The organism is Acinetobacter sp. YH12134, assembly GCF_013418555.1.
Taxonomy (GTDB): Bacteria; Pseudomonadota; Gammaproteobacteria; order Pseudomonadales; family Moraxellaceae; genus Acinetobacter; species Acinetobacter indicus.
On sequence record NZ_VPBT01000016.1, the window covers coordinates 24,976 to 37,058 of the forward strand.

At 46.1% G+C, this 12,083-nt stretch carries 13 protein-coding genes, 1 tRNA gene and 1 pseudogene; 3 read left to right on the plus strand and 12 right to left on the minus strand.

What is annotated here, in order from left to right; translation table 11 throughout:
- Positions 1–62: 62 nt before the first annotated feature.
- Positions 63–1,512, plus strand: a pseudogene (locus FTU69_RS10120) (diguanylate cyclase domain-containing protein).
- Positions 1,513–1,558: 46 nt separating this feature from the next.
- Here the strand turns inward: FTU69_RS10120 and FTU69_RS10125 are convergent.
- Positions 1,559–1,741, minus strand: a complete 183-nt coding sequence (locus FTU69_RS10125) for a hypothetical protein (protein WP_005176699.1) — start codon at positions 1,739–1,741, stop codon at positions 1,559–1,561.
- Between the two features lie 219 nt (positions 1,742–1,960).
- On the opposite strand from FTU69_RS10125, the gene FTU69_RS10130 reads away from it, so the two are divergent.
- Positions 1,961–3,196 (plus strand): pyridoxal phosphate-dependent aminotransferase, encoded by a 1,236-nt coding sequence (locus FTU69_RS10130; RefSeq protein WP_005176698.1) that lies wholly within the window; start codon positions 1,961–1,963, stop codon positions 3,194–3,196.
- A 96-nt stretch (positions 3,197–3,292) separates the two neighbouring features.
- Here the strand turns inward: FTU69_RS10130 and FTU69_RS10135 are convergent, their stop codons facing one another.
- A complete protein-coding gene (locus tag FTU69_RS10135; RefSeq protein WP_180087914.1) occupies positions 3,293–3,751 on the minus strand; it encodes a hypothetical protein in 459 nt (152 codons plus the stop codon).
- 236 nt (positions 3,752–3,987) lie between these two features.
- Between FTU69_RS10135 and FTU69_RS10140 the strand changes: the two genes are divergently transcribed.
- Positions 3,988–4,063, plus strand: a tRNA-Asn gene (locus FTU69_RS10140).
- A gap of 272 nt (positions 4,064–4,335) precedes the next feature.
- Here the strand turns inward: FTU69_RS10140 and FTU69_RS10145 are convergent.
- The 10 genes from FTU69_RS10145 to FTU69_RS10190 form a co-directional block, all read right to left on the minus strand.
- A complete protein-coding gene (locus tag FTU69_RS10145) occupies positions 4,336–4,989 on the minus strand; it encodes a tRNA-(ms[2]io[6]A)-hydroxylase (RefSeq protein WP_005176696.1) in 654 nt (217 codons plus the stop codon).
- Positions 4,990–5,004: 15 nt separating this feature from the next.
- Positions 5,005–5,730: a pyridoxine 5'-phosphate synthase gene (gene pdxJ / locus FTU69_RS10150; protein ID WP_016660036.1), complete on the minus strand. Its 726-nt coding sequence runs from the start codon at positions 5,728–5,730 to the stop codon at positions 5,005–5,007.
- A gap of 13 nt (positions 5,731–5,743) precedes the next feature.
- A complete protein-coding gene (locus FTU69_RS10155; protein WP_005176690.1) occupies positions 5,744–6,454 on the minus strand; it encodes a DNA repair protein RecO in 711 nt (236 codons plus the stop codon).
- Between the two features lie 17 nt (positions 6,455–6,471).
- On the minus strand, positions 6,472–6,660 hold the full coding sequence (locus FTU69_RS10160) for an NF038104 family lipoprotein (protein ID WP_005176688.1): 189 nt from the start codon (positions 6,658–6,660) through the stop codon (positions 6,472–6,474).
- Positions 6,661–6,681: 21 nt separating this feature from the next.
- Positions 6,682–7,710: a GTPase Era gene (gene era, locus FTU69_RS10165; RefSeq protein ID WP_005176687.1), complete on the minus strand. Its 1,029-nt coding sequence runs from the start codon at positions 7,708–7,710 to the stop codon at positions 6,682–6,684.
- Positions 7,707–8,408, minus strand: a complete 702-nt coding sequence (rnc, locus tag FTU69_RS10170) for a ribonuclease III (RefSeq protein ID WP_005176685.1) — start codon at positions 8,406–8,408, stop codon at positions 7,707–7,709. Before rnc ends, era begins: the two co-directional genes overlap by 4 nt.
- Positions 8,380–8,751, minus strand: coding sequence for a DUF4845 domain-containing protein (locus FTU69_RS10175; RefSeq protein WP_005176678.1), 372 nt, complete (start codon positions 8,749–8,751; stop codon positions 8,380–8,382). Before FTU69_RS10175 ends, rnc begins: the two co-directional genes overlap by 29 nt.
- A gap of 25 nt (positions 8,752–8,776) precedes the next feature.
- Positions 8,777–9,604, minus strand: coding sequence for a signal peptidase I (lepB, locus tag FTU69_RS10180; protein ID WP_016660031.1), 828 nt, complete (start codon positions 9,602–9,604; stop codon positions 8,777–8,779).
- 23 nt (positions 9,605–9,627) lie between these two features.
- A complete protein-coding gene (gene lepA / locus FTU69_RS10185) occupies positions 9,628–11,445 on the minus strand; it encodes a translation elongation factor 4 (RefSeq protein ID WP_005176673.1) in 1,818 nt (605 codons plus the stop codon).
- Between the two features lie 174 nt (positions 11,446–11,619).
- Entirely contained in the window at positions 11,620–12,081 is a 462-nt protein-coding gene (locus FTU69_RS10190) for a thioesterase family protein (protein ID WP_163145962.1), read from the minus strand.
- Positions 12,082–12,083: the final 2 nt, after the last annotated feature.

Consider the following 12,083-nt stretch of genomic DNA (forward strand, 5'->3'; position numbering starts at 1 on the left):
CATAATAAAAAACTTGATTATAATTCTATTTTTCATTCACTAGAATAATCGAGCTTCAGACTATGACAATACTGGACACGCCTGTTTTTACCCTTGCGCCGATTGCCCTGTGGCTGGAAGACTTTAGTGAAATTAAAAAACAGTTTGAGCTGTGGCGCGCATAAGGCATTCAGGATTTACGTGGCTATTTACTGGAAGATCCAAGCCGTGTCATTGAATGTGCCCGTAAAATTAAAATTGTGAGCGTAAACCAGAAAACCCTGGAACTGTATGAAGCCCAAGATCTGCAGCATTTAATTAGCAACCTGGAGCAGATTTTTAAAGGTGATATGGCCAGTACCCATATTGATGAGCTGATCAGCTTGTGGGAAGGTCAAACCGAATTTTCCAGTCAGGCGGTCAATTACAGCCTGAACGGTAAACGGCTGGATATCCAGTTACGCGTCACCGTAGTCCCTTCACATGAGCATGACCTGTCTTTGGTGCTGGTCAGTACCGAAAACATTACCCCTTATACCGCAGCGCGCCGGCAGGCAGATCAGCAGCGTTTACTGGCTGAATCGCGCTTTGTCTATTCTCCCACCTCCTTGTGGGTGGAAGATTTTAGCCGGATTAAAAGCCGGCTCGATCAGCTGCGCCATTTGGGCATAGATGATTTCAATACCTTTTTAGATGTGCATCCGGATTTTATCCAGCAATGTATCCGCGATGTACTGATTATTGATGTCAATCAGGCCACGCTGGATTTATTTGGCGCCCCGGACAAAAACACCCTGCTGCAAAATATTCATAAAATTTTTGCCGGTGAAATGCAGCATACGTTCAGGGAACAGCTGATCGAGCTCTGGAACGGCAATATTCACCATCAGCGTGAAGCCATCAATTATGCGCTGGATGGCAGCATCCGCCATGTATTGCTGCAATTTACCGTATTTCCCGGCTATGAAGAGGACTGGAGCACGGTTCAGGTGGCCTTGACCGATATTACCGCGCGTAAAAAAAGCCGAAAATTATCTGGAATATCTGGGCAAGCATGATGTGCTGACCAAGCTTTTGAATCGCTCGCATTATACTGAAGAAGTGAATCGTTTAGAGCGCAGCAGTCTGCGGCCTGTGTCCAGTATCTATATTGATATGAATGGCTTAAAAGTTGTGAATGATGCCTTTGGCCATGATAGCGTTGATGATCTGCTCAGACGCACCGGTGAACTGCTGAATCAGCTTGTCCAGAATACCCAGTACAGTGCCTGCCGCATTGGTGGTGATGAATTTGTGATTTTGCTGCCGGGTGCCGATGAGATTGCCCTGCACAACTGTTTGGCAGGCTTGCAGGAACTGCTGTTAATTGACAGTCAGTTTCATGGTAATCAGATGCTGAATCTGTCGATTGGGTCTGCGACCACACTACCACAGGAAAGTATTGAAGAGATGCTAAAACGCGCCGATCAGGCCATGTACACCCAAAAACGCGCCTATTATGTCCAGTTTGACCGGCGTGAAACCCAGGATTAAACCCATCAAGCGCCCATAAAAAATGCCACAGAACGTGGCATTTTTCTTAGCGTTTACCCATAGATTTACGGGTCCCACGTGGTGGTGGAAACAGCTTGTCGGCATAACCTTCGTCTTTAGGACGAACCTGATTATGCAAGGCATCCATCTGGGCTTTTTCTTCCGCAGATGGCATTGGGAATGGGAGTTTTACCACAGGTTTTTTTGAAGTAGGCTGCTGCTTACTCATGACGATAACTCAAATCAAATTAGCGCTATTTTAAGGTTTTTTGCAGTCAGAAGCGAGCCTCCGGCTTTTTATTCTCAAAAATGCCTTATTTTGAGGCGCAGAAGCACAAATTTCGTGATTTTTTATTAATTTGTTGAGATTTTAAACGACGAAGTGACTATTTTTGAGCTAAGATAGTGTGCTTTTTATTTTTTAATCCCTATAAGAAGGAATACTGCCGTGGACGTACGTCTCTCTGATCGTGTAAATGCCATCAAACCGTCCCCAACGCTTGCTGTGACAAACAAAGCTGCTGAATTGAAAGCTGCTGGTCATAACGTAATTGGCTTGGGTGCAGGCGAACCGGATTTCGATACACCACAACACATCAAAGATGCAGCAATTGCAGCGATTAACAACGGTTTTACCAAATATACCGCTGTTGACGGTACGCCAGGCCTGAAAAAAGCCATTATTGCGAAACTAAAACGTGACAATAACCTTGACTACCAAGCCAACCAGATTCTGGTGTCTTGCGGTGGTAAACAATCATTCTTTAACTTGGCACTTGCACTGTTAAACAAAGGTGATGAAGTGATCATCCCTGCACCATTCTGGGTAAGCTATCCAGATATGGTCATCATCGCTGAAGGCGTGCCAGTGATTGTGAAATGTGGTGAAGAACAACGCTTCAAAATCACTCCTGCTCAGTTAGAAGCAGCCATCACAGACAAAACCCGTTTAGTGGTACTGAACAGCCCGTCTAACCCGACAGGTATGATCTACACCAAAGCTGAACTGGAAGCTCTGGCTGAAGTACTGCGTAAATACCCAGAAGTGTATATCGCATCTGACGACATGTACGAACCAATCCGCTGGGATGACGAGTTCTACAACATCGCTACTGTTGCACCAGACCTGTATGACCGCACTATCGTGTTAAACGGTGTGTCTAAAGCCTATGCCATGACTGGCTGGCGTATCGGCTATGCAGCGGGCCCTGCTAAACTGATCGGCGCGATGAAAAAAATCCAGTCTCAGTCTACGTCTAACCCGACGTCTATTTCACAAGTAGCTGCAGAAGCTGCATTAAATGGTCCTCAAGACGTTCTACAACCAATGATTGAAGCGTTTAAACGCCGTCATGACCTGGTGGTAAACGGCCTGAACGACATCAAAGGTATTTCTTGCTTACCTGCAGATGGTGCGTTCTATGCTTACGCCAACATCAAACCACTGATTCGTGCTAAAGGCTTAAAATCTTGCACAGAATTCTCTGCATGGTTACTGGAAGAAACGGGCGTTGCCGTGGTTCCAGGTGATGCATTCGGTTTAGGCGGTTTCATGCGTATCTCTTATGCAACGGCTGATGAAGTGCTGGTAGATGCGTTAGCGCGTATCAAGAAAGCGGCGGATTCAATCGAAGGCGTTGATGAAGCGATTGCGTCGATCGAAGCTGAAAAAGCTGCTCAATAATCTCTTCTGAGCAATAAAAAAACCGCGACCTGTTCGCGGTTTTTTTATGGCCTGATTTAACTCTAAACGCTCAATTCAGCGGACCATAGATAACGGTTAGATGGCCTTTTTCAGCGCCTGAATGAGCTGACTGCGTGAGATGTCAGGACGGTCTGTACCCTTATAAATACAGTAATATTTAAAGGCACTATCCAGACTCACCCGCAGTTTTTTTTGTTCAGAAGCCGACCAGACCCGGCAGCGGTTACTACCCGACAAGGCACTGCCGGCAAGCTGATACAGGTATAAATCCTGGCTGCGCTGTAATGGCGTGCGGGTTGCATGATCCGGATGCTCTGAAAGCTGGAAACATGGCCCATTGATCAGCCATTTTTCACTAAACCACAGCTGCAGCAAATCGCCCAGATACAGATCGACATGCCCGACTGGCCATATGTTGATATAGGCCGAAGCAACAGGCGTATAATAATCTGCTGGATTGCTGATAAGAGAAAGGTAGTTGTCTTTGTAAAAATTGAGATTTGCAAAAATTTCAGGGATGCTGAGCGTATTCATTCGCTGTCTCCGATTTAGCCATTTTTGTGCTGGCAAGTTGGTTTAAATCCACACTGTTTAACCATTTGGTCAAACGACTTTCTGAATTTAATCTAACAACAGATTTTTTGCTTTGCAAGATTTTTTCGTGTTTTATTTTATTTTGCACAAATAAAAAGCATATAAACTTTAAATGTAAAAAAGATGACAGTTTTCGCTTGACCCCTGCCAAAATCCCTCTATAATCGCATTCAGATTCTCCCATAGCTCAGTCGGTAGAGCGACGGACTGTTAATCCGCAGGTCCCTGGTTCGAGCCCAGGTGGGAGAGCCAAATTCAAGAAAGCCCAAGCATTTAAGACTTGGGCTTTTTTATTGCCAAAATTTATAGCTTTCAATCTTTTTAATTCCTACAGCGATTCACATCTGAAGGTTATAAAAAAAGAAGATTAGGATCTTCCCGAGCGATCTAATGGCGAGACGTCAATCGCCAGATCAGCAGAGCATCTATCTTCAAAAACAGGTAAATCAGCCCTGATTCCCCTTCTCACAGCCATAAAAAAACGGAACCGAAGTCCCGTTTTCTCTCAAAAAATATTGACTGTTTCAAGCTGCCTGCGCCGGCACACCGCTATGGAAACGGAAAGTATCATCCGGGCTTAAAATCAGATTTTTTTCCACTTCACGAATATGCTGAATCCGGCCCTGAATATCTTCTTCCGGATTTTTTAGCTTGGCAGTTTTGGCAACGTCCAATGCTAGTGCCAGATAATCTTCATAATGACGCGATTCAGATTTCAGCAAATAGCGGTAGTAACGCCCCAGCTCTTCATCAACATGCGGTGCCAAGGCATAAAAACGCTCACAGGAACGCGCTTCTACAAAGGCACCAATCACCAGTACATCAATTAACGCTTCTGGTTCATAGGTACGGATTTCTTTGCGTAAGCCGCCAGCATAACGACCTGCGCTTAAGCCTTTCCACTCCTGTCCGCGTTTGTTCATGAATTCCAGCACCTGTTCATAGTGCAGCATTTCTTCACGAACCAGTTGCGCCAGCTTTACCTGCAAATCGGTAAAGAAGCTGTAGCGGAACATCAGGTTCATGGCTGTACCGGCGGCTTTTTTCTCGCAGTTGGCATGATCCTGCATCAGGATTTCCAGATTATTCAGTGCTTCGTCCAGCCAGGCTTGCGGGGTTTCACAGCCCAGGAAGCCGATCACCGGCTTCATGAGTTCATCATAATTGATTGTCGACATACAAAAACTTCAGGATTATCGTGCAGCTTTAATCGCTGCTTTCATTTGCTGTACAGCTTGGGCCAGACCCACAAACACCGCATCGGCAATGAGCGAGTGACCAATATTCAGTTCGTGAATTTGCGGAATTGCGGCAATCGGCGTCACGTTATCTAAATTCAGGCCATGGCCGGCATTCACCACCAGACCTTTGGCTGCGGCATATTCGGCACCTTTCACAATACGTTCCAGCTCAGCCTGCTGCGCCTCTGCGGTTTCAGCATCGGCGTAGGCACCGGTATGAATTTCAATGGTTGGTGCACCACAAGCAACTGCGGCATCAATCTGGGCAAAGTCAGCATCAATAAACAGGGAGACATCACAACCCAGAACAGAGAGAGCCTGCGTTGCCGCTTTTACCGCCGCAAAATTACCGACCACATCCAGTCCACCTTCAGTGGTGACTTCCTGGCGTTTTTCCGGGACAAAGCAAACATGATGCGGTTTGATTTCTTTGGCGAACTCGACCATTTCATCAGTCACCGCCATTTCCAGATTCATGCGGGTTTTCAGCAATGGACGCATACGACGCACATCATCATCCTGAATATGACGACGATCTTCACGCAGATGCAAGGTAATACCCTCTGCACCAGCCTGTTCACAAATCAGTGCGGCATTGACCGGATCTGGGTAAGTGGTGCCACGTGCTTGTCGCAATGTTGCAACATGGTCAATATTTACACCAAGTAATGCAGCCATACTCTTTTCCTAATTACGATTGTGTTTGGGAGTTCTGTATCCACAATTGACGACTTTTTAACGGCCGATCTCCCAGCAGGGAGCTGATCATCTGCCGATATAATTTAGACAGTAATTGTAACTGTTTTGGATTAAAATCCCTACCCTTTTCATGGTCACGCATACTCAAAATCTGCGCGCCACTTAAACCAGAACGGGAAGCCTGCGCCGTTGGCATAAAGCCTTCATTTAATAAAAACTGGTACTGCTGCGTTGCACCAATCGGCTGCTGGTTGGCATCCACTTCAAAGTCGATGGCATAACCCAGTTCTTGCAGCAACACATGCTCAAACTGGCGCAGAATCTGTCTTAAAAAGCTGTTCGGCTGCGGATGGCTCGACAGCTGCTGCAATTGCTGCAAAGTCGTGGCATATTGCAGAAAAGTCTCGGGCATCTCGACTTCGAGCGGACACAGACGCAGCAAAATTTCATTCAGATAAAAACCGGAGAAAAAGGCATCGCCAAAGAAAAATACGGGCTGGTTGATAATTTCCAGTTTGGTAAAATTTTTCAGTTCAGATTTACCCGAGGCCTGCAGGCTAATCGGTTGATATTGTGGTGGCGGGGTTTGTCTTAAAATACCATCAATCCGCCCATATTCCTGGGTAAACAGATGCACAATATGACTACGCTCGCGGTATTTACGATGATGGATCAGGTAGCCATGCAAGACTTCATTACGCATGCGGGCAGGATATCAGCCTAATCATCTTTCTTTTTGCTTTCATCTTCTTCATCCCCATCGGGAATGACTGCACCGACCACAGCGGCCGTGCCTTTGACCACGCCTTTGGTGGTTTTATAGGCCACTTTAACCGGAACTGTAACCACCTTATGAATACAGCCCTGCAGCATGAACATGCAGGCTAAAATCACAGCAATTTTGGTCATTACAGTTCCTCGTTTCATGGCTTAGATATCGCTATATCCCAAGCTTTTTAATGCACGTTCATCATCTGACCAGCCACCTTTGACTTTCACCCAAAGCGTGAGCATGATTTTCTGTTCGAACATTTTTTCCATATCGACACGGGCATCCATCCCGATTTTTTTCAGCTTAGCACCTTTTTCACCAATCACAATGGCTTTTTGGCCCGGACGGTCTACGAAGATGGTGGCATCAATATAAGTACAGGCCGGTTTCATACGACCGGTTTTTTCATTTAAAGCCGGCTCTTCGGTTTTAAATGATTCAATCTGTACGGTTAAATCATATGGCAACTCTTCACCGAGCTGACGCATGATTTTTTCACGAATAATTTCAGAGGCCAGGAAGCGCTCGGAACGGTCGGTGACCTGATCAAATGAATATAACGGTGGCTGGAATGGCAGATACTGCTCGATGGTGTCACGCAGATGTTCCAGATTGGCACCACGCAGCGCGGATACTGGCACAATTTCTGCAAAGTTCATCAGCTTGGCACGCTCCTGAATCAGCGGCAGCGCCTGATTTTTATTCTCGAAGGTATCCAGTTTATTGATCACCAGAATGACCGGCATCTCTGCATTTTTCAATTTCTCCAGTACGAGTTCATCGTTCTGGGTCCATTTTTGTGCATCGACGACGAATAATACCAGATTCACATCTCGCAGCGCCGAGTGCGCGGCACGGTTCATCATTTTGTTGATGGCACGCACTTCTTTTTTGTGCATCCCCGGAGTATCAACATACACTGCCTGAGATTTTTCACGCGAATCAATCCCGACAATTTTATGACGGGTGGTTTGTGGCTTACGCGAGGTAATAGACAGTTTTTGACCCAACAGGTGGTTCATCAGGGTAGATTTACCCACGTTTGGCCGGCCCACAATGGCCACAAATCCGCTACGGTAATCCGATGGAATTTCCTGACCTTGTGAACTGAAGAATTGATTGATTAAATCGTGGCTGTCGCTTTGCGACTCGTGATCAGCATCGTTGTGATCGGAATGGATTGTCATTGAGACGTTTGCTCCAAGAGTTTTAAAATTTCCGCGGCAACTGCCTGCTCGGCAAAGCGGCGGCTAGAACCTTCACCTTTCATTACCGGTAAAGCATCGACCCGGCATTCCACCTTGAAATGCTGGTTCGGGGCATCACCCTGAATATCTACAACCTCGTAAACTGGGAGAGGTTTTTTACGTGCTTGTAAATACTCTTGCAGGCGTGATTTTGGATCTTTGAGCTGATCGGTCGGCTCAATATGATCCAGATAAGGCACGTACCATTTTAACACAATCGTCTGTAGCAGGTTTAAATCCCCACAGTCGATATAAATCGCACCAATAATCGCCTCGACTGCATCTGCAAGTATAGACTCGCGATGATGACCGCCTGATTTCAATTCACCGGTACTGAGAATTAAATTTTGACTGAGTTTTAAATCATTGGCGATTTTACCCAGCGCTTCCTGACGCACCAGCGTTGCGCGCATACGGGTCAGCCGCCCTTCGTTTTCCTGCGGATAGGCGGTGTAGAGATAGTTGGCAATAATCATCCCTAAAAGTGAATCGCCTAGAAATTCTAGGCGTTCATAGTTGTGTTTGTGACTGACCGAACGATGCGTCAGCGCCAGCTTGAGCAGATCCGGCTGTTTAAACTGGTATCCGATGCGGCTGGCCAAACGCGTTTCATTGAGCTTGGACTGAGCTTTGATCAAAACTTTTCTCGAATTTCATGACAATATCAATATTCAATAAGAACGGTTTTCTTATCTCATAGTCTTTCTTCACCTGTAGACCATCTACATTGGTGACCTGGGCAACATCCGCAAATTTAATATCACGAATATTGTTCATACTTAAACGCTTATCCATTTCCCCAATGAATTTTTGCGGACTCAGGTTTTTGGGTCCATGAATCAACTGCTCTTTAATCTGGTTATCCAGCATTCGATCATCGAAATACGGTCCCCAAACCGCAACTGCAATTTTTGCCATAAAAGCAAAACCAATAATTGCAACCAGAATTGCAATATACGATGCCCCTTGTTGATGACGCATTTTGTTATTTTCCTAATGGATGATTTTAATCTATGCTGCCATTTCGGCTAAAAGACGGCAATTTAAAACCAGGCTCTTTGTGCATCCAGATATAGACGGCACGGCCGGTCAGGTTTTCTTCAGGTACAAAACCCCAGAAACGGCTGTCAGCACTCTGATCGCGGTTATCCCCTAACGCGAAGTAATGACCTTCTGGAACTTTGACTTCCCAATATAAACCATTTGTAGAAGCATATTTACCATTTTCGACATAATTAATAAAGGGTGCCTGACGCGCCACGTTTACGCCTTCCAGTTCACGCATGGTAAAAGTATGCTTGCCTAAAGTTTCCTGATGGTAAATCGAGTTTGGTGTATCGAGGCTGTCTTTTTCACGGCTAAAGTCCAGCGCAACTTTCTGCACCTTTTCACCGTTAATGGTGAATTGACCATGATCATAAACAATATGATCGCCGGGCAAACCCACAATACGCTTAATGTAGCTAATACTTGGTTGTGGCGGATAACGGAACACCGCCACATCACCGCGTTCTGGCGAACCGGTATCAATAATTTTGCTGTTGACGATTGGCAAACGCACGCCATAGTCAAATTTATTTACCAGAATAAAATCCCCGGTCTCCAGGGTTGGCACCATTGAATCTGACGGGATATTAAACGGCTCATATAAAAACGAACGCAGCACCAGCACAACGGCCAGTACCGGCCAGAAGTCATACGCCCATGTGATAATGAAATTTTCATTGCCCCGCCCTTTGGTCTGTCTTTGCTTGAAGACAAATTTATCCAGCAACCACACAGCAATAAAAAACAGCGTGGCAGGAACGAGGATCAAATTAAAATCAAAATCCATGGGCGTTTATCCTTCTAATCTTATTAGCGTTCGACTTTTAATACAGCTAAGAACGCTTCTTGTGGGATTTCAACGCTACCCACTTGCTTCATACGTTTCTTACCTTCTTTCTGCTTGGCCAGCAGTTTCTTCTTACGCGAAACGTCACCGCCATAACATTTGGCCAATACGTTCTTACGCATGGCTTTTACCGTTGAACGGGCAATGATTTGCGCCCCAATGGCCGCCTGAATTGCGACATCAAACATCTGACGTGGAATCAGGTCTTTCATTTTTTCAACCAGCGCAATACCACGGTGACGGGCATCCTGACGGTGACAGATCATCGCCAGCGCATCGACTTTTTCACCGTTAATCAAGACATCGACTTTTACCAGCGATGAACTTTCAAAACGCACGAAGTTGTAATCTAGTGATGCAAAACCACGTGAGCAGGATTTCAATTTATCAAAGAAATCCATCACCACTTCGGCCATTGGAATTTCAAAGGTAATGGATACCTGATTACTCATGAATTTCATGTCTTTTTGCACACCACGACGCTCGATACACAAGGTCATGACGTTACCCAAGTATTCTTGCGGCACCAGAATGTGACATTCGGCAATCGGTTCACGTAAGTCTTCAACAGTGGAACCGTCTGGCATTTTCGATGGACTGTCGATGTACACGGTCTGGCCATTTTTCATTACGGCTTCATAAATAACCGTAGGCGCAGAAGAAATCAGGTCCAGATCGTATTCACGTTCTAAACGTTCCTGAACGATTTCCATGTGCAGCATACCAAGGAAGCCACAGCGGAAACCAAAACCGAGCGCATCCGAACTTTCTGGTTCAAAGAACAGCGCCGAGTCATTGATTTGCAGCTTTTGCAGTGCTTCACGGAACGGTTCAAAATCGCTGGCATCAATCGGGAACAAACCGGCATAGACCTGCGGTTTTACTTTCTTGAAGCCCGGTAACACTTCCACTTCTGGCGTGGTTGCCAAAGTGATGGTATCGCCGACTGGTGCACCAAAAATGTCTTTAATGCCGGCAATCACGAAGCCGACTTCGCCCGCTTCCAGAATATCGGTTTCAGTATGTTTCGGATTGAAAATACCCACAGAGGTAATGATGTGCGTTTGACCGGTTGACTTCATCAACATCTTGTCGCCTTTACGCACACGGCCCTGCTTCACACGCACCAGAGACACAACACCCAGGTAGTTATCAAACCATGAGTCGACAATTAAAGCTTGTAATGGCGCATCACGGTCGCCGGTTGGTGCTGGAATGACATCGACCAGACGCTCTAAAACACCTGCAATGCCCAGACCAGTTTTGGCTGAACAGGTCGGCGCATCGGTTGCTTCAATACCAATAATATCTTCAATTTCCTGAATCACGCGTTCAGGCTCTGCTTGCGGCAGGTCAATCTTGTTCAGAATTGGCAGCACTTCCAGACCCTGCTCAATCGCGGTATAGCAGTTGGCGACCGATTGTGCTTCTACGCCCTGGGCAGCATCAACCACCAGTAGTGCGCCTTCACACGCTGCCAGTGAACGTGAAACTTCATAAGAAAAGTCAACGTGTCCCGGAGTGTCAATGAAGTTTAACTGGTATTCCTGACCATTCGGATGGGTATAGTACAAGGTCACCGAAGTCGCTTTAATGGTAATCCCACGTTCACGCTCAAGTTCCATTGAGTCCAGTACTTGCGCCTGCATTTCGCGATCCTGCAAACCGCCACAGGTCTGAATGAAACGATCCGCAAGGGTCGACTTGCCATGATCGATATGTGCAATGATCGAGAAGTTACGAATGTTTTTAATATCAACAGATTTTTTAGCTTGCGCCATGGGCTACCTTAAAAAATAACGCGCTATGCAAACCAGATTCAGTGCACAGCAAAAGCCGAATAGAAATTGCGAAGGATTATAGCAGATGGATTTTTTAAAGTATCCAAAATAATGCAAAGCTTTTCGGCCCGGCCGGTTTTAGATCATCCGATACAAACCGGCCAGTGACGATGCTTATGCCGGCTGTGGCGGATACTGGTTAAAATCCATCGGATTCAGATCGGCTGGAATAGGCTGATACGCCTGGGAAAAACTTGGCGACATGCGTTTTGGACGGCCGCTGTCAATTTCCACACAAGCCCATTTGGTCTGCGCGACAAATAATACGCTCTGATCCTGCGGACGATAAAACACATATTGGCGAAACAGGTACAGCGCATTAATTTCACTGAGCCAGGTTCTTAAAATCAGCTCTTCACCGGCAAATGCAGGCTTGCGATACTGCACATGATGCTCCACCGCCACCATGGCATGTTTCATTTCCAGAAACTGCGCCATGCCCAGGCCTAAGGTTTCAATATGGGCGCTGGCCACATCCTGCATCCACTGTACATAAACCACGTTGTTGACATGGCCCAGACTGTCGATATGCTCGGGTTGAACCTGAAGTTTTAAATCAAAAAATGTACTGCTCATGC